The following is an 18,493-nucleotide window of genomic DNA, read 5'->3' as shown; positions in this document are numbered from 1 at the left end:
GCAGTCAGGCGGCTCCTGATCGATAGACTACTTGACTGCTCCGGCCACCATCCCTGCAATGAAGTACTTTTGCAGGAACATGTAGGCGACCACCATGGGGGCTGCCGCAATCAGGGATGCCGCTGCGGCGACGCCCAGATTGTTGGTATTGGCCGAGAAGAAGGAGGCCACACGAGGGGCGATGGTCTGGGCCGAGGGATCAGTCAGGATGTAGCTTGACAGGGCGTAGTCGTTCCATACTGTCGAGCCGGTCATGATGACCACGGTCGCCGTCACCGGCTTGAGCATGGGCAGGACCAGGCGCATGAAAACCTGGAGTCGGTTGGCTCCGTCCAGCTCGCCGGCCTCGTCGATCGCCGGGGGTATGGCCTTGATGAAGGCCGTGTAGAGGAAGACCGACAGAGGCAGGTTGGTGGCCGTCAGCACCGCGATGATGCCCCAGTAGTTGTTCACCCCGCCGATCTTCACCAGGAAGGAGTAGAGGGGGACCAGAATGCTCAGGGGCGGAATCATCATCATGGAGAGGATGAAGGCCGAGACCAGCTTGTTGAACCGGGTCAGGCGACGAGCCAGGGGGTAGGCCGCAGCCGCTCCCAGGACGCAGACCAGAGCCGTCGTCCCCACGGTCACCACCACGCTGTTGAGCACGGATTTGAGGATGCCGCCCTCATTGACGGCCTCGGTCCAGTTGGACCATGCCATGTCATGGGTGCGCATGCTCAGAGCCGAGCTCAGATCATCCGAGGGCTTGAGCGAGGTGGTGATCGCCAGGTAGAAGGGCAGGAGCTGGCAGAGGCAGACGATGACCAGGAAGAGGTAGATGGCCCAGCGCCCACGCTGGTATGACCGCTCGGCAGGGGTCATCGCATTCTTGTTCTTGCTAGCCATGTCAGGCCTCCCAATCCAGCTTGGCCAGTCCCTTGTTGACCAGCCAGGTCACGATGGCAATCAGGACGAAGAGGAAGACCCCGATGGCCGAGGCATACCCGGCCGCCTGGTTGTCGAAGTAGATCGTGCCGATATAGGTCGAGATGGAGTTGGTGGCATACCCGGGGCCGCCGCCTGTCAGCACCTTGACCATGTCGTAGAGCTTCAGTCCTCCGATCAGGTTCAGGACCACGCTGGTCGTGAAGGCGGGCGACAGGAGCGGCAGGGTGATGTTCCAGAACTTCTTCCAGCCGGATGCCCCATCGACCTCGGCGGCTTCGACCACCTCCTGGTCCATGGTCTGCAGACCGGCCAGGTAGATGATCATGGAGACGCCGACGAACTGGATGGAGTTCACCAGCACGATGATGCAGACCGAGAACCCGGCATTGTTGAACCAGGCCACCTTGTGCAGACCCAGTGCCGTCATGACGGCGTTCAGCGCTCCCTGCTGGTACTGGAAGACGAAGTAGTACATGATGCCCATGATGACCGGGGCCACCAGGGCGGGCAGGTAGATGATGGCCCTGATCAGGGTGCGCCCCTTGATCTTGGCGTTCAGCAACAGCGCCAGAGCCAAGCCCAGGATCTGCTGGAGCACCGTGCTGCCGATGCCGTAGATGAAGGTGTTGATGACCACCTGCTTGAAGTTGGTGTCAGTCAGCATCTGCTTGTAGTTGGCCAGCCCCACGAAGGACTTGGCGTCGTTGTACCCGTCCCAGTTGGTCAGAGAAAGCCCGATCCCCGACAGGAGCGGATAGATGATGAAGACCACCAGGAGGATGACGGCAGGAAGATAGAAGAGATTGATCGAGGCACCCCTGAAACGGCGACGACGCGGGGAGGGACCCCTGCCGTGGCCAACGGATGCATCCCTGCCATCCCCATGTAACGGTGATCCGGATTGGGTGTCCTGCGAAGGAATCGCCCCTGAGCGACTATCTGTCATGACTCGACTCCTCTTGGTCAGCTAATCAGGAAGACTTCTGGCCATACAGGCTGTTGAAGGAGGTCTTGACCTGATCCGCAGCGGCCTGTGCAGTCAGCTGACCGGTCAGCAGACCGTCGGTCGACTTGGCCAAGGTGTTGTACATGCCGTTGGGCAGGTACTTGCGGTCGAAGAAGGGGACCAGCTTGGTCTTCTTCTCGTTCACCCAGTAGTTGTAGGTCGGCTCGAACTGCCCCAGTGCGGACTTGACGCCGGTCAGGGCCGAATCGTTCATGCTCACGTCGACCAGCTTCTGCAGGTTTTCAGGCTCGGCCATGAAGTCGATGAACTTCAGCGCCGCGTCCTTGTTCTTGCTGGTCTTGGAGACGCCGAAGGTCAGGGTGTCCTCGCCGGTGGAGAAGTAGGGCTTGCCGACCTCGGCGGGAACTGGCATCATGCCCAGCTTGACGTTGGGGTTGTAGGACTGGATCAGCTGGGAGCTGCCGTTGGCGCGGAAGGAGAAGCCGACCTTGTCCTGGGCCATCAGCCTGGAGATGTCATCCTGGGAGGCGGAGGTGTAATCCACATTGAACCAGCCGTCCTTGGCCCACTTGGCCACCCTGGTGGTGTACTTCTCGTAGACCGCGGTGTCGAACTTGCCCTTGGAGAGATCCTTGAGCTGGCTTTCGTCGTACATGCCCGGAAGCATGTAGTCTGCAAGGTCCCCGTTGGGGCCCGCGTCCTTGTTGGAGGAGATGAGCGGAGTGTATCCGGCGGCCTTCAGCTTCGTGCAGGCCTGCTCAAAGGCGTCCCAGGTGTCGATGGACTTGGGATCGATGCCGACCGCATCCAGGACCGTCTGGTTGTACATGATGCCCGACACCTGGATGTCGGCGGGCAGGGCGTAGAACTTGCCGTCCTTGGTCTTGAAGACATCGTTGCCTATCGGCTTGAGCCGCTTGGCCCAGGGCCTATTCTGCAGCGGCTCCAGGAAGTTGCCGTACCGGTCGCGCGACCAGCCGTGGGTGTTCCAGATGTCCGGAGGGTTGTGGCCCGCCAGACGAACCTTGATGTCGTTCTCGTTGTTGTTGGTGCCCGGAACCATCTTGATGGTGATGTCCGGATTCTTGGCCTCGAACTTCTTGCCCAGGCCCTGAAGAGCCTTGAGCTGGGGGGTTCCCGTAGACTGCATGGTCATGAATTCCACGGTCTTCTTGCCCCCGGAGGAGGAAGAGCCGCAGGCAGCCAATGAGGTTATTGCCATAGCGCAGCAGATGCCGACCGCCGCCACCGTCTTGATCCTATTCATCAACCACTCCTTCGTAGGTTGCTTCGTTGCCGAACATGTTCCATGAGAACAGGAACTCATTCGTGTTTCTTAATATACACGAGTAGATTTATCTGTCAAATATCTGACGCCGATTGCCTGAACAGCTGCTTTTGAAGACAAGGGCTTTCGCAACGGCTGGAAATTTGGTGCCATTTCCCTTGCTTTTCCGGCTATAGCCCGGCATGTGCGGACAGGTCAATGGCGGTGTAGAACGGAGTTTGAAAACAATATCAATTCGAGTAGATTCTATATTCCGGGTAGCATGAATTGAGACTGGTGAATAGGCAGATGGGATCGAGCTCTGATGGCTGCAAACGATAAGAAACTCCGACAACGCAGAAGGGCCACACGCACGGATGTGGCCAAGCTGGCCAATGTCTCCACGGCGGTGGTCAGCTACGTCTTCAACAACGGGCCCAGGGCAGTGGCCCCGGACACATCCAAGCGGGTGCGCGAGGCGGCGAAGCTGCTGAACTACCACCCCAACCCCACGGCGCGTGCCCTGCGCACCGGGTATTCCAAGATGCTGGGCGTCATCGTGCCGGATTCGTCCAACCCCTTCAGCGCCGGTATCTACGACGAGCTGCAGACGGTGGCCATGCGGCGGGGGTACTCAGTCCTCTTCATGAACGTGCGCAGCGACCCCGAATTGGAGGAGCAGTCCATCAGGCAGCTGCTGGAGCGCAACGTCGATGCCATTTTCCTCTCATCCTCGCGCAGCTACACACAGCTGAGCATGGCTCATCTTGAGGAGAGCCGCTTCGTCTTCATGGACCAGCCCCACCGGGTGGCCAACGCCAAGAGCGTGTCGACCGATTTCTTCCACTCTGGCCTGACCGCCACCCAGCACCTGATCGAGCACCGGCACTGCAGCGTCGACATGCTCTTTGGCGGCTCCCCCGACGACCGGGGCGACGCGCGAATCCAGGGCTGGTATGCGGCCCACCAGAACGCCAACCTGCCCGCCGGCAGGATCCGCCAGGCCTTCTTCACACGCGAGGGCGGCTATCGCGCCACCTTGGACCTGATCGACAGCGGCAAGCCGCCCCAGGCCATTTTCGCCGGTTCCGACATGGAGGCCATGGGCGCTCTTCGGGCCCTGCATGAGCGCGGGCTGCGCATCCCCGAAGACGTGGCCATCGTCTCCTTCGACGGCACCATCGACTCCCTCTACACCTGGCCTCAGCTGACCACCATGCAGCAGGACACTGCGAAAATCGCCTCCTGCGCCATCAATGCGGCCTTGGAGCCGGACCAGGTTCCCGACGTGCAGATCATCAAGGCGGATCTGGTCGTCCGTCACTCCTGCGGCTGCTGAAGCGACAACTAATTAAGCCATGTGAACCCCGGATAATATCCATAGTTTTTCATCAATGCAATTCGGGGCTTACATCAGAGAAGGCGCTGGCATCATCGCCACAAGGGCATTGACGCCAGCGCCTTGTCAGACTCTGTTCAGGCTCAGACCCAGGGTCAGGCCCCGATCAGATCCAGCATTTCGGGAACGGACTTCTTGCCGAACTCCACGGTCTCCTGGCCGTCCTTGCGGATCACGATGCAAGGGACGCTCATGACCTGGTACTGGTCTTTGAGCTCGGGGAAGTGGGCCAGGTCGTAGGCCTCGGCGCGCACCTTGCCGTTCTGGGCCGCCACCCGCTGTGCGGACAGGACCGTGGTCGGGCACATGGTGCAGGTCAGGGAGACCAGCATCATCACATCCACCTGGTCCTTGATGGCATCGATCCGGTCCGAGGTGGGCTGATCCACCTGCTGCCCGGGGCCCGCCGCATTGTAGAGGGCCAGGACGAAGGAATTGAACTCGTGGCCGCTGGGCACGCCATGGAAGGCCAGCCCGGTCGGCTGGGAGACGCCCTGGTCGTCCACGCGGCAGATGCGCACGCTGGGGCGGGCATCGGGCAGGTCGCCAGCGGGATCGTAATCCTTGCCGTCCTCATCCGTGCGGGAGTCGACCCTGGAGGTCAGCTTGCCGTCGGAGAGCCCGACCAGCTCGTCCACGAAGGCCTCCAGCTCCTTGGAGACCTGGCTGCCGTCCAGGTCCAGGGCCAGCTCCAGCTTTCCGGTCATCTTGCCGAAGACCATGTCCAGCTGCTTGCGGATGTCCGGCCCGAAGAAGCCGGAGGTCTTGGCCGGGGCCTGGTCGTGCTCCTGGGCCACAGGCGCGGGCGAGGTCCCCGAGGCCAGTGCGGAGTTCTCGGCCTGCCGCTCGGAGCGGGCGTAGGGGGAATCGTCGGGCCGCGGCGGCACCAGGCCGGTCTTGTCCGACATATTGGAGGCGTAGCGCTCCAGCTCCACGGCGGCCACAGCCCCATCGGAGGTGGCGGTGATGACCTGGCGCAGGTTCTTGACCCGCAGATCCCCGGCGGCGTAGATGCCGGGCACCGAGGTCTCCAGGTAGCCGTGGGTCAGCACATAGCCGTGGTCGTCCAGATCCACCACGCCCTTGAGCATGCCGGTCTGGGGCACATAGCCGGCGAAGACGAAGACGCCGAAGGTGCCGCCGTCCTGGGGCTTCCAGGTGGTGGTCTGTCCGCTCTTGCGGTCCAGGATGGAGGCCTCGACCAGCCCGCCGGGGCCTGCGGAGACTCCCTTGAGCTCGGTAGAGTAGTGGATTTCGATCTTGTCGTTGTTCCGGGCCTCGTCAGCCACGGCGGCGTCGCAGGTGAAGTCCTCCTCGCGCACCAGCAGAGTCACCTTGGTGGCGTACTTGGTCAAGAAGACCGACTCCTCGGCTGCCGCGAACCCGCCGCCTACCACCAGGACCTCGCGCCCGGTGAAGAACTCGCCGTCACAGGTGGCGCAGTAGGCCACACCGCGGCCCGCGTACTCCTGTTCGCCCTGGAAGCCTATCTTGCGGGGGCTGGCGCCAGTGGCAATCAGGATGCCGAAGGTGCGCAGGTCGCCCCGGGAGGTGTGGACCACCTTGATGTCGCCCTGGGCCTCGATGCCCGTGGCCTCGGCGCTCATGAACTCGGCTCCGAAGTTCTGGGCCTGCTGGCGCATGGTCTCGGTCAGCTTGCGGCCGTCGGTGCTGGCCACGCCCGGGTAGTTGACCACGTCGGCCGTGATGGTGATCTGGCCGCCGAAGTCGTCCTTCTCCAGGATCAGGGTGCGGTACCGCGCCCGTGCCAGGTAGAGTCCTGCGCTCAGGCCTGCAGGGCCGCCGCCGATGACGACCACGTCATAAAGATTCTTGTCTTCCGTCATGAATGCCTCTTCCGAAGGAATGCACGGATGTGCTGGTGTTGGATGCTGGTCGTGAATACAGAAAAGGGAACCCGCCCTGGTCGCTTCCGATCGGCGAGTTCCCGATGTTGGCAGCTGCGGATCAGAGCTGACCGACCAGATCCAGGCTGGGCTCGATGGTGTCCTCGCCGGGCTCCCACTTGGCAGGGCAGACCTGATCGCCGTGCTCATAGACGAACTGGGAGGCCTGGACGCGGCGCAGCAGCTCGTCGGCGTTGCGGCCCACGTTGGAGGAGATGACCTCGTAGGCCACAACCTTGCCCTCAGGGGTCAGAATGAAGTCACCACGCTCGGCCTTGCCCTCGGCCTCGTTGTAGGTCTGCAGATCCTTGGCCAGGGTTGCGGTCGGATCGGCCAGCATGGGGTACTGGACCTTGGCGATCTTCTCGTTGGCCTCATGCCAGGCCTTGTGGACGAACTCGGTGTCGCAGGAGACGGAGTAGATCTCGCAGCCGATCTTCTTGAAGTCCTCATACTTGCCGGCCAGATCCTCCAGCTCGGTGGGGCAGACGAAGCTGAAGTCCGCAGGGTAGAAGAAGAGCAGGGACCAGTGGCCCAGCAGATCCTTCTTGGAGACCGGGAAGGTCTTGTTATCCTGGTAGGCCTGCGTGGTGAACTCAGTCAATTCGTGCTGAAGCTGTGACATGAAAAATCCTTTCGGGAGCGTTGGGAATGCCGGCTTGGAGCCGAACCTGCTTCCGTGTTTCATGCTAGTCAGGTAGCGCTGTATGGGGAAGACGGAGGTTCACCGCTGGGGTGTGACATAGGGCACATGGGGCGTCCATACCCTAGCATTGGAGGCATGGCATTATGGCTGAACATCCTGCTCATTCTCTTCTTCCTCCTGCTTGGTTCCGTCTTCTCGGGGACTGAACTGGCGCTGGTCTCCCTGCGCGGCTCGCAGCTGGAGCAGATGGAGCAGCAGGACGCGCGCGGCGCCCGGGTCGCCCGCATCGCCCGCGACCCCAACACCTTTCTTTCCGCCGTGCAGATCGGCGTGACGCTGACGGGCTTCCTGTCGGCCTCCTTCGGCGCATCATCCATCGCCCCCTACGTGGTGCCCGTCCTGACCGGGTGGGGCGTGCACGAGGGTCTGGCCGGCACCCTGACCACGGTGATTCTGACTCTGATCATCTCCTACTGCTCCATCGTCATCTCCGAGCTGGTGCCCAAGCGGATCGCCATGCAGCGCACCGAGGCCATCGCCCGGGCCGTCGTTCCGGCCATCGACGTCTTCACCACCCTGTGCAGGCCGCTGATCTGGCTGATCGGCAAGAACACCAACCTCATCGTGCGCATCCTGGGCTTCGATCCTCAGCAGACCGACACCGAGGTCAGCGATGACGAGCTGCGGATGCTGGTCTCCTCCAACACCAACCTGAGCAAGGACGAGCGGATGATCCTGGGCGACGTCTTCGATGCCTCCGAGACCAGCGTGGCCGAGGTCATGCGCCCCCGGGCCGACGTGGTCTTCATCGCCGGGGACATGCCGCTGCAGGAGGCGGTCGAATTCGTGCACGACGAGCCCTACTCGCGCTACCCGGTGACCGGCCGCGACTTCGACGACGTGCTGGGCTTCGTCCACGTGCGCGACCTGATGGACGTGCGCAACCCCCATGCCAAGACCGTGGCCGACGTGACCAGGCCCGGCATCGCCCTGCCCGGCACCTCCAAACTGCTGCCCAGCCTGGAGAAGCTGCGCAAGAAGGGCATCCACCTGGCTGTGGTCATCGACGAGTACGGGGGCACCGACGGCATCGTCACCCTGGAGGACATGACCGAGGAGCTGGTGGGCGACATCCGCGACGAGTACGACCTGCCCGAGGAGCAGAATCCGGCCCATCCCCAGGCGACTGCTTTCGTCAACGGGGTTGCCACGGTCGACGGCGGCATGACCATCGAGGACTTCGCCGACCTGACCGGGATTGAGCTGGAGGATGGGCCATACGAGACCCTGGCCGGCTACTTCCTGGCCCAGACCGGACGGATGGGGCAGGTGGGCGATGTGGTCCACTCCGACGACGGGTATGACATGGTGGTGACCAAGGTGGACGGGCGGCGCATCGAGACCATCGAGGTCAGACGGCGGCAGGAGGCCGAAGACCAGGCCGACGATGATGACGAAGCCAGCGAAGACGGGGTGGATGAAGACAGGAAAGATGAAGACAGGTCGAATTCAAAAGCGGGAGCAGACCGAGGATAACCTGACCGGGTCTAATCTGACCGAGACGACGCTACGACCAGAGCCCAGCTGGCAGTCAGCCGGGGACCGTCCCACGCCAGTCAAGAAAAAATGACTATCAGCGTAGCCGATGGTCCGTGAATGATTTCACTGGTTGATTCCCGCAAAATCCAAGCGTTTCCTTGCTTTTTCCTCTAGTCTGGAGATACAAGGTCGGGCTGACCCGACCGCAGGCATAATTTCATATTTAAGGAGCGATTATGGCATTGAACTTTACCGTACCGGGACTCGACGAAGCGACCAGTGAAAAGGTCATCGCCATCCTGCAGAGCCGTCTGAGCCAGGAACAGGAGACTGCCCTGATCCTCAAGCACGCCCATTGGAACATGAAGGGCAAGGAATTCATCGGCATTCATGAGATGATGGACCCCGAGGTTGATTCGGTGCTGAACATGGCCGACGAGACCGCCGAGCGCATCGCCACCCTGGGCGGCTCCCCCGCCGGGCGCCCTGACGACATCATGAAGAACCGCGACTGGGATGGCATCACCATGACCGGCCGCCAGGATGCCCTGGACTACCTGAAGGCCCTGGACACCTACTACACCACCTTCATCAAGCGCGACCGCGAGGCCATCAAGGAGCTGGACGACCTGGACATCGTCAGCTCCAACATTCTGCAGGACCACGTGCAGGAGCTCGAGCACTTCCAGTGGTTCATGCGCAGCCACCTGTTCTGAGTTGCTGAGTTACTCGGTTTCTGAGCTCTGAAAGCTCATCGCCGCCTCCGATAGGCGGTATGCCAGCGGCCCTGCATCGTAAAAGGTGCGGGGCCGCTGGCATAACTCTTTGGACAAGATAGAATTGAGATTTGGGAGACGGCCGGGCGCCGCCTTACGCCGGGAAGACTGGTCGGCCAAAGAAGACCGAACCCTATCCGCCCGACCAGGAGCATCATGCCGCCCACGCCTACATTCCCGACATCTCAAATCAATCCACGTCGTCAGGACCCCGAACCATCAGACCCCCGACTTTCGAATTCGCAGCAGAATTCCAAGCCATCAAATGCCCGACCATCAAATCCACAGCATGGGCAGGGCGGATCTGACAGAGGCCGGCACAATCGACTCCATCTTTCAAATTTTTTCGCAACCTTATCTTCATTGGCAGAAAACGATCGAATCACCGGGCTATTCATGATGGTCTGCGCCCTGGCCGGGCTGATCCTGGCCAATCTGCCAGAGACCGGGCCGGGGCTGAACGCTCTTGCCGCTTGGATTCCTCTGGACCTGCCCGGTGGACTGAACCTGTCCCTGAAGGATTGGATACAGGATGGGCTGTTGACCATATTCTTCCTGACCATGGGCCTTGACCTGCGCCAGGAGGCTGCCACGGGCACTCTGCGCGACCACAGGCAGGTCCTGCTGCCCATGCTGGCCGCCCTGGGCGGTGTGGCCGTTCCGATCCTGATCTACTGCCTGTTCAACCTGGGCTCCCCTGCCGGGTTGCGCGGCTGGGCTGTCCCAACGGCCACCGATGTAGCCTTCTCCCTAGCGGCTCTGCAACTGCTCCTGCCCAAGGCCGGGCCCGCCCTGCAGGCCTTTTTGATGACTCTGGCCATCTTCGACGACCTGATCGGCGTCCTTCTGATCGCCCTGGGCTACTCCAGCTTGGGACAACCGAGCTGGCTGCTTGTCTGCCTGGTCGGCCTAGTGGTCTGGGCCTTGCTGGTCCGAGCGGCGAGCCGTTCCGCTCGGCTCTGGCGACCGTTGATGCCGCTGTTCCTGCTGGGTGCCCTTGTCGGCGGCCTGCTGGCCTGGTACGGCCTCTTCAAGGCTGGAATCCACCCGGTGCTCGCGGGAGTAGCGATGGGCCTATTGACCCCTGTTACCAGGTCGAAGGCATCTGAAGCGGAAGCAACAGAAGCGGAAGAGCCTTCGGCCAGTACCGCGCCGAATTTAACTGAGCCAACCGAGCATAGGCCAACCGATACAAAACCATCCGGTACCGAGCCGACCGAGACCCATCCACCAGTGACCAGTCAAGCCAATACCAAACCAGCTGGGTTTGAACCAACTGAGATTGAGCCAAACCGCAACCCGACACTATCACCGGCTGAACGGCTGGACCACTTCCTGACCCCTTTGAGCGCCCTGGTGGTCCTACCCCTTTTCGCCTTCTTCTCGCTGTCCATCTCCCTGGATCAGCTGGGACCCGGACTGCTGACGGACCGGGTCTTTTGGGGCGCCACTCTGGGACTGGCCTTGGGCAAGCCCCTGGGGATCATGACCATGCTGATCCTGGCAGGTCGTCTGGGACTGCGGCGACCTGCCGGCTCCACGACCGGGAACTTGATCGGCCTCTGCCAGCTCTGCGGAATCGGCTTCACCATGTCCTTCCTGATCGCCAACCTGGCCTTCGCCGGATCCCCACACCTAGAATCAGCCTTGCTGGGTGTGCTGGCGGGGTCGGTCCTGTCCGTGCTCATCGTGGCCGTGGGCACTATCCCCGGTCGACTACGTTCCGCCAGGCACACATAGGCTTAGCTGCCAAGGCTCACCTCTGCCAGAACCGGTTCCTGTCAGAATCAACCTGCCAAACTCGGTTTTGACAGGAATCAGTTTTGACAGAATCGGCCCCCAACCAGACTCAGCTGCGACGGTAGAGCTTGGTGTAGGAGCCCTCGGCCCGGGGACGGACCACGATTTGGTCGATGTCCACAGTGTCGGGCTGCTCCAGGGCCCAGGTGACGCATCCGGCGATGTCGTCGGCGGTCAGCGGGTCGGGCACACCGGCGTAGACCGCATCGGCCCGGTCGCTGTCCCCGCCGAACCGCTTCAGCGAGAACTCGTCGGTGTGGACCAGGCCCGGGGCGATGTCGACCACGCGTACCGGCTGGCCGATCAGCTCCAGCCGCAGAATACGGGCCATGACCCGTTCAGCCGCCTTGGAGGCGCAGTATCCGCCGCCGCCCTCGTAGGGCTCGATGCCTGCCGTCGAGGAGATGACCAGGACCGTGCCCTCCGACTCTTTCAGAGCCGGGAGCAGCTTCTGGATGACCCGCAGGGTGCCGATGACGTTCAGCTCATACATGCCGCGCCAGTCGTCCAGGCTGGAGGTAGCCACCGGGTCCTTGCCGAAGGCCGCGCCGGCGCAGTTGACCAGAGCCTTGACCGGCCCGCCCTTGAGCACGGCATCGACGGCCGCCTGGGTGGAGGCCTCCTCAGTCACGTCGCAGACCTCATAGGTGAAGTTCTGACCCAGCTGGTCAGCCAGAGCCTTGAGCTTGTCCTCGCGCCGGGCCAGGCCGACCACCTTCCAGCCCTTGTCCACCAAGGCCCGCACACTGGCCTGGCCGATGCCGCTGGAGGCACCGGTCACCACGGCGCGCTTGGTTGTCTTCTTGGATTCCGTCATTTCAACTGCTCCTTCATGATCGATTGCCCCGGATCGGCTCCACACGCGCCTCCGGGCTACAGAGAGCCTGCCTAACTGCTGCAGTGCCATCCCTCTTCCTCAACGCTAGCGCACCAACATGGGCTGCGGCAGTCTCCTGTCAGTCTTCGATGACCAATGTGGCACATCAAACCAGGCTTGAGTAGAGCCAGAACGAATCAAAGGCAGATTAGTTGAGTCAGAACAGAGCAAAGTCAGATCGGGCTGAATCAGACCGTATAGTCGGTTCAGGATAGATAGGACGTATCAAAAACCGATTCAACTTCGCACCAGATGGCCTAGCGAGGGTTTGGTCACGAAATCTTCAGCACGGATGATGCCGCAGGTTCGTAATTTACAAGCTCCCCGTCCACAAGTTCAGGACTCATGAGGATTTTACGGCTCCGGAAGTCACGGATTTAGAACTCATAACTTCAGACGTCTAAGCTTTGCGGGTCACAAAGCCAGATAGCGGTTGAGTCGACGACGGCGCTCGGTCCAGTCGGGCATATAGCGATCCATTCGCGCGCGGAAGCCGGGGCCGTGGCCATGCTCGTAGAGGTGGGTCAGCTCGTGAACCAGCACATACTCCAGCAGGTCAGGATCCAGCCAGGCCAGGTCGGTGTTGAGCCGGATGCTGGCAGTGGCGGGGGTGCAGGAACCCCAGCGGGTTTCCATCTTTCGCAGACTGATGCGCTCAGGCCGGCGACCTACCACAGGGACCCACCGATCCAGCAGAGTCGGCAGCCTCTCCTGGAGAATTCTCTTGGCTTCGGCCTCGGACCGGTCCGGCGACAGCTGACCATCGGCTCCGGGCTGGGCGTAGACATCGCGCGAGCGGGCCAGACGTTCTCTAGTGGTTGCGATCCAGCGGCGCTTGCCGTCGATAAAGGCACGAATCCGGTCGTCGCTCAGGGCCAGAGGCGCCGTCACTTCCAGATGGCCGTCAGGCGGCTTGACCCGCAGATAGACGTTGGCGATCCGCTTCCTGATGACCAGAACAGTCTCGCCACCGACCTCGAACTGCTCCGATCGGACTGGTTCCGCACGCCGTTTCCGCCTCATGACCCCCATTCTTCCGCCAAGACGCGACGCGACGCCGCCGAGATTGACTTGAGAGGACACTATGGTAAGCTATCCATTTGTGTGATTCTTCGGTCACACGGCATGGGCCTGTAGCTCAGCTGGTTAGAGCGCATCCCTGATAAGGATGAGGTCGGAGGTTCAAGTCCTCCCAGGCCCACGCATTCTTGCGCGGTTGAAGTTCTTTTCACATTCACGGGGCTATGGCGCAGCTGGTAGCGCATCTGCTTTGCAAGCAGAGGGTCGCCGGTTCGAATCCGGCTAGCTCCACAGGCAGTGTTTTCGGGTTTCCGTGAGGAGACCTTTTTTCATATGGTTTTCCTTGTGTTTCCAACGGTTTACGGGTACTCCGACAGGTACCGGTATATTGTCAGGATGGTCCAGGACCGCCCGGGATAACCCAGAGTTAGGTTACGATTTAGGTTACGCGCCCGGGCTGAGAGGTTCGGGCTTCATGCCTAGGAGAAAAGCCATGCGTTCGGGGTTCGGCACGATAACGCTCAGGAAGAACGCCCGCGGTGAGGCGGTGTCCCTGAAAGCCAGGTACGTCAATCCGCTTGACCCGTCCAAGCGTGTGTACAAGGGGTTCCCGTTGGGGGCCAAGGCGATGGCGCAGGCCTGGCTGGATGCGGAGGAGAAGTATCGGGACGAGTGCTTCCGGGACCGTGTCAGATGGCTGTCCCCCGCCGAGCGTGAGCGGCAGAGGCAGGTCGCGGTGATTCGGTTCCGTGATTACGCCGGCGGTTTCGTCGAGGGGTACCGCACACCCGATGGCCGTCGCCCGGTTGCCGCCTCGATGCGCAAGAAGCGCGAGGCCCTGTCCCACCTGGACGGGTTCTTCGGGGACATGATGGTCGGTGATATCACCGCGCCGGTCGTGGAGTCGTGGCTGGACGGCGGGTATGTGGATGGCGTGCATGCCTTGCGTCGCGCCTATCAGATGCTCAAGGCCATCATGCGTAAGGCATTTGCGGAGGGGCTGGTCGAACAGGACCCCTGCATCAGGCCCAATCCGCGTCTGCCCAGAAGCCATCAGTCGGAGATTCCCGCCGCCACCCGTGAGGAACTGGAGGCCATCTACCGGGCCATGCCGGATTATTCGCGTATCAGCGTGTACCTGGGGGCGGTGATGGGGTTGCGCATCTCGGAGGTGTGCGCTTTGCAGCGCGGGGACATTGACTTCCGGCATGGCATCATGCGCATACGTCGTGCCCTGACCCGTGGCGAGGGGGATGTGGGAGCCCTGGGGTTCAAGGAGACCAAGACCGATACCAGTCGGGCCGACCTGCCCATCCCTCGGGGGTTCGTGCCCATGCTCAAGGCACATCTGGAGCGGTTCTGCGACCCGGGCTCTGATGCCTTGGTCATCCATGCGGCACGGCGGCCCATCATGTCTCCCAACACGCTGCGTGGCCAGTTCGACAAGGCCAGGATGGCGGCGGACCGTCCCGACCTGCATTTCCATACGTTGAGGGCCACTTCCATCACCACCTCGGCCAGGGTCGGCGGCACCCCCAAGGATGTGCAGGAGCTTGCCAGGCATGCCGACCCGGAAATCAGCCTGGATTTGTACGAGCGCGCCACCGATACGGGCAAGCGCCAAGTGATGGACCGGGTGTTCGATGCGCTGGTTGCACCGGTCAGGACCCGGGACCTGGTGGGCAAGGAACTGGAGGAGGCACGCGCCGATCTTGAACGTGACCGTGAGCGGGTCGCCCGTTTGGAGGCAGAACTCGGGGGCATATCCGCTCGCTGACACCCTTACCGTGAGTGGTGGATGACGACGAAGCCGTCCGCCACACAAAATCTTCACACTTCTGGGACGTGGTTTCAGACCTGGGAAGCCCCTCTTCGTATGCGGTCTGCATGCCCCGTCGCGAGGAGCGTCGTCGGTGTTTACGAAGCGTGCCTATATCCTCAGAGGACGGGTTTCCGTCGTGCTGGAAGACCCTGAAAAGCCCGGGATACCGCCGATATGGGCGTTCGGAGCAGTGGTTGATTAAGACGGAGCGGCGGCTCATCCTGGAAATATGAAATCTTCAGATACGCACAAGAAGAACTCGGTCATGAGGTGTCGTGCAGGTGCCCGGAGTCCTGACCCGGGCTGCCCGGACTTCTCCGATTTGCCCGAATTGCTGACCAAGGATGAGGCCGCGGGATTCCTGCGGGTGTCAGTGTCCAGCGTGAACCGGCTGATAGCCTCCCGGCAGGAAGCACCCTCCTAAGATCCCAACCCCCATATACCAGGGTGAGGTTTCAGCCCCTGTTATGCGGCCTGAAGCGGCGCATGGAAACCAGCAAGGCACTGACCAGAAGCAGGGTCATAGCCATGAGTCCCAAGATAGGTTCAAGCCATACACCGGTAGCAGGCAGCCCCTTGGTCTCCTCGGCCTTATAGGTCACAGTCACATCAGTATCTGCATCATTCCCCGACACATGCTCAACCGCCGGAACCCTGGCCTGCTGGGGAATGTACCCATCCAACCGGGGAACATCCACGGCCGGGAAGGTCTCCCCCTCCAAGGGCATCCAGTCGCCATAGGTTACTTCCTGAGTCACATTGTCCTTCCTTACCTCTCTTCTGAAGGTCAGGGAGAACTGACGGTCATCCAGAAGTTTGGAGCCATCACGACTAAGGAAATGAATTGTTCGCCTTACCTGCTTGGATTCATTGGTGGTTGTGATACCGTGCTGAAGATGCACCTCGAAGACCTGAATCACCCCATCCTTTCCGAAAATATCGCCTGTAATTGGATACTCATCCGCTGCAAGCACGTATCCTGCCTTCTGATAGGAATCGATACTGGAGACCGTCCTGTAATCAGAGGTGGAGCCATAACTTCCAAACAGGTGCTCCGTGGACAGGATTGTACCAAGAGTGTCATCTCGATAGACAACCTTCGCCTCCTCCTTATTGGGGGCATAAGTGATTGTTATCTCCTGATCCGGCGTATCCCCCGTCACGCCACTTACCTCCTCAAGACGATCCTGGCTAGGTGTGTAGCCAATAATCTTGGGAGAGATCACAGGCGGGAAGGAGGAAGATCCACCAAGTGGCTTCCAGTCACCATAAGTGATCTGGTTCGTGACCTTGTCGGTTGCAAGGGTTCGTATGAAGGAAAGGTTGGTAATAGAGCTGTCAGCCGCCTTTTTGCCATCAATATAGATGTAGTTGATTTTCTGCTGTACATCCCTTGTCTCATCTTTGCTCAAACTCAAATGTTTCAGATGTACCTCAAAGTGTTGGACGATCCCAGGCCGGTCATAAAGAACCCCCTCTGACGGATAATTGTCTGAAACCAGCTCGTAGCCTGCATCCCGATATGCGTCAATCGTAGCCTTGGTACGGTAGGAGTCCCTGGAATCAAATAGGCCAGTCAATTCCTGGGTACTTAAAATCCGCTCCTCATCAGTATCATCCAGGTAGGTAACCAGGGCCGACTCCTGGTTTCTTGTCCATTGTGCATAGAGGGTTACCCCACCGTCAGATGCATAGGTAAGGTTGGAGACAGACTCTCCGTCTGCATATGCCTGACCTGAACCATCCTCTTTGGTATTCCAACCTGAAAAGGTAAAACCTGGGCGCGCAAAGGCATTGCCTGACAAATTCTGAGCAGCATCATAAACAAAGTCCTGCTTTTTCATGACACCTTGACCCTTATTGGGGTTAAAGGTCACCGCATAGGTATTGGCCTTCCACTGGGCGTAAAGGGTTACCTTGCCCTTATGCACCTTGGTCAGGTTTGATACGGACTCCCCATCTCTGTAAGCCCTGCCAGTACCATCCTTGCTGGTGTTCCAGCCAGTGAAGGTATACCCCTTCCGGGAGAGGTTATTTCCTGACAGGGTGCTGGGAGAATCATAGACCGCCGACTCATCCTTCATGGTTCCTGATACCCCTGAGGCATTCCCGTCGAACTGAATTGTATAGGTGTTAGGTTTTGAATCACTCACATAAAACCGATATCCACCAAGAGGCATCCTGATTCCGCTGCCCTCGTTTACCTTTCTGACACCATCAATCAGGGTTACGGCATGATGCCCGGCAGGGAGAACCTTAGAAGCCTGGTCAAAGAGATCATCACTGGTAATAGGTTCATCAATATGCTTCTCAAGGTAGGTACCCTCTGGATCGATTTCAGCTCGTTGAGCCTTAGCGGCTGCTGCGTCAGGATAGAAATAAATCCGTGCCGTCTCCTCCCGTATCTTGGTATTATTGAGTAGGTCCTGATACCACCGTTCGTTCAACTTATTTGAGTACAGATTATCTGAAATTAAACAATACCAACCTACACCTGGATTACTCCCGTGGTATACGCCAATCAACTGCCCCTCATTATTCACCAGAGGTGCACCCGATAGTCCTCCTCCACCACCACTGAACCAGGTACGGAGGGCGTCTTTCTTAATATCCCTGACGGTATTTTTTCTCGTGACCTGTTGATGATCCCCTGCCCACTTAGGGTATCCAATAGAGGTAAGGTTCGTCCCTTTGGCGGGATGGTAATTATCAATGACAGTCAGTGGCCTTCTAACATCTCCGAGGTGAAGGTAGGTCCCATCTGCCCGCCGGATGGGATCTACCTTCACCAAGGCCAAATCTCCATATGCATTCCAACGGGGATGGTAATGGGAGGCATCCCTATCAATGTACCAGTTACCCACTACTCTGCCATGCTCATCATAGACTTTTACAAAGCTCGGATTCCAGCAATGCGCAGCAGTCATCACATAATCCTTCCCCACAACAGCTCCAGAACATCTGGACTTACCCGCCAACCTCATAGCCGATGAATTAGGAAAGGTGTACCTGGCATCATAGTCACTGACGAAACGATCTCCATCATTGACGTCAAACTCATAAGCGTGGGCTTCCCCTGTGAAATAAAGAAGACCCAATGACGCAAGTATGAGAAACAAGATGCCAATGATGATACTACTGACTCTTTTACGCATAAGACCCCACCTAAAAATCAACCGCACCACAGACAACCCTCAATGGGTGTCTCCCCTGGGACGCGATTGCACCAATACCCTTATCTCAAATAGCATAGCATTTATATGTATCCCTGAGACCCATCCTTTTAGGCAACATTCCTCGGATCCTGGATTACATCACCCAACCCTTCCCTTTCGGAGGCAGTTTCAGGGAATAAGCACCTCCTAACTTGAGAAGGAAAGAACTCACCAGCTGCCCCAGATGATACAACCAATCCCAACTTCTGCCAGTGGACAGGCAAATAGGTAGAGGACAGACCCCTCACCCCGCTCAGGCTCTTTCTCTCCTTAACAGGAGATTCCATTAAGGAGAAAAACAGACTCCACCGTGGGAAGATGAGAGAAC

General features: G+C 59.7%; 14 protein-coding genes and 2 tRNA genes. 8 read left to right on the top strand and 8 right to left on the bottom strand.

The genetic code is table 11. The features are described 5' to 3' along the window. Positions 1 to 27: 27 nt before the first annotated feature. From ACUIAG_RS07305 to ACUIAG_RS07295, 3 genes are read right to left on the bottom strand one after another with little or no spacing between them, the layout of a single operon-like run. Entirely contained in the window at positions 28 to 888 is an 861-nt protein-coding gene (locus ACUIAG_RS07305) for a carbohydrate ABC transporter permease (RefSeq protein ID WP_445339512.1), read from the bottom strand. Between the two features lies 1 nt (position 889). Continuing rightward, the gene (locus ACUIAG_RS07300) at positions 890 to 1,876 is read right to left on the bottom strand and encodes a carbohydrate ABC transporter permease (RefSeq protein ID WP_313842313.1); all 987 of its coding nucleotides are present in this window, start codon (positions 1,874 to 1,876) and stop codon (positions 890 to 892) included. A 25-nt stretch (positions 1,877 to 1,901) separates the two neighbouring features. Beyond that, the gene (locus ACUIAG_RS07295; protein ID WP_198189877.1) at positions 1,902 to 3,164 is read right to left on the bottom strand and encodes an ABC transporter substrate-binding protein; all 1,263 of its coding nucleotides are present in this window, start codon (positions 3,162 to 3,164) and stop codon (positions 1,902 to 1,904) included. Positions 3,165 to 3,489: 325 nt separating this feature from the next. Here ACUIAG_RS07295 and ACUIAG_RS07290 point away from each other — a divergent pair, with 325 nt between their 5' ends. Then, a complete protein-coding gene (locus ACUIAG_RS07290; RefSeq protein ID WP_445339511.1) occupies positions 3,490 to 4,503 on the top strand; it encodes a LacI family DNA-binding transcriptional regulator in 1,014 nt (337 codons plus the stop codon). Positions 4,504 to 4,658: 155 nt separating this feature from the next. On the opposite strand, the gene ACUIAG_RS07285 is transcribed toward ACUIAG_RS07290, so the two are convergent. Both ACUIAG_RS07285 and ACUIAG_RS07280 read right to left on the bottom strand, forming a co-directional pair. Next, positions 4,659 to 6,410 carry an FAD-dependent oxidoreductase gene (locus ACUIAG_RS07285; protein ID WP_313842310.1) on the bottom strand — a complete coding sequence of 584 codons (1,752 nt, stop codon included), beginning with the start codon at positions 6,408 to 6,410 and terminating at the stop codon, positions 4,659 to 4,661. Between the two features lie 121 nt (positions 6,411 to 6,531). Beyond that, positions 6,532 to 7,095 carry a peroxiredoxin gene (locus ACUIAG_RS07280; RefSeq protein WP_110416653.1) on the bottom strand — a complete coding sequence of 188 codons (564 nt, stop codon included), beginning with the start codon at positions 7,093 to 7,095 and terminating at the stop codon, positions 6,532 to 6,534. 156 nt (positions 7,096 to 7,251) lie between these two features. On the opposite strand from ACUIAG_RS07280, the gene ACUIAG_RS07275 reads away from it, so the two are divergent. The 3 genes from ACUIAG_RS07275 (at position 7,252) to nhaA (ending at position 11,171) form a co-directional block, all read left to right on the top strand. Next, positions 7,252 to 8,652: a hemolysin family protein gene (locus tag ACUIAG_RS07275; RefSeq protein ID WP_445339510.1), complete on the top strand. Its 1,401-nt coding sequence runs from the start codon at positions 7,252 to 7,254 to the stop codon at positions 8,650 to 8,652. Positions 8,653 to 8,891: 239 nt separating this feature from the next. Further along, the gene (locus tag ACUIAG_RS07270; RefSeq protein ID WP_015021094.1) at positions 8,892 to 9,371 is read left to right on the top strand and encodes a Dps family protein; all 480 of its coding nucleotides are present in this window, start codon (positions 8,892 to 8,894) and stop codon (positions 9,369 to 9,371) included. Between the two features lie 423 nt (positions 9,372 to 9,794). Further along, entirely contained in the window at positions 9,795 to 11,171 is a 1,377-nt protein-coding gene (gene nhaA / locus ACUIAG_RS07265) for a Na+/H+ antiporter NhaA (protein WP_445339509.1), read from the top strand. A 109-nt stretch (positions 11,172 to 11,280) separates the two neighbouring features. On the opposite strand, the gene ACUIAG_RS07260 is transcribed toward nhaA, so the two are convergent. Beyond that, positions 11,281 to 12,048 carry an SDR family oxidoreductase gene (locus tag ACUIAG_RS07260; protein ID WP_445339508.1) on the bottom strand — a complete coding sequence of 256 codons (768 nt, stop codon included), beginning with the start codon at positions 12,046 to 12,048 and terminating at the stop codon, positions 11,281 to 11,283. Positions 12,049 to 12,522: 474 nt separating this feature from the next. After that, complete coding sequence (locus ACUIAG_RS07255; RefSeq protein WP_445339507.1) at positions 12,523 to 13,131, bottom strand: M48 family metallopeptidase; 609 nt, start codon at positions 13,129 to 13,131, stop codon at positions 12,523 to 12,525. Positions 13,132 to 13,235: 104 nt separating this feature from the next. Between ACUIAG_RS07255 and ACUIAG_RS07250 the strand changes: the two genes are divergently transcribed. The 4 genes from ACUIAG_RS07250 (at position 13,236) to ACUIAG_RS07235 (ending at position 15,374) form a co-directional block, all read left to right on the top strand. After that, positions 13,236 to 13,309: transfer RNA gene (locus ACUIAG_RS07250), tRNA-Ile, on the top strand. Positions 13,310 to 13,346: 37 nt separating this feature from the next. Then, a tRNA-Ala gene (locus ACUIAG_RS07245) sits at positions 13,347 to 13,419 on the top strand. Between the two features lie 184 nt (positions 13,420 to 13,603). After that, positions 13,604 to 14,905, top strand: coding sequence for a tyrosine-type recombinase/integrase (locus ACUIAG_RS07240; RefSeq protein ID WP_445339506.1), 1,302 nt, complete (start codon positions 13,604 to 13,606; stop codon positions 14,903 to 14,905). A 310-nt stretch (positions 14,906 to 15,215) separates the two neighbouring features. Continuing rightward, a complete protein-coding gene (locus ACUIAG_RS07235; RefSeq protein WP_445339505.1) occupies positions 15,216 to 15,374 on the top strand; it encodes a hypothetical protein in 159 nt (52 codons plus the stop codon). Between the two features lie 31 nt (positions 15,375 to 15,405). On the opposite strand, the gene ACUIAG_RS07230 is transcribed toward ACUIAG_RS07235, so the two are convergent. After that, the gene (locus ACUIAG_RS07230) at positions 15,406 to 18,105 is read right to left on the bottom strand and encodes a mucin-binding protein (RefSeq protein WP_445339504.1); all 2,700 of its coding nucleotides are present in this window, start codon (positions 18,103 to 18,105) and stop codon (positions 15,406 to 15,408) included. Positions 18,106 to 18,493 lie beyond the last annotated feature (388 nt).

This window comes from Bifidobacterium sp. ESL0825, from assembly GCF_052606465.1.
This window is presented reverse-complemented; position numbering and strand designations above follow the sequence as displayed.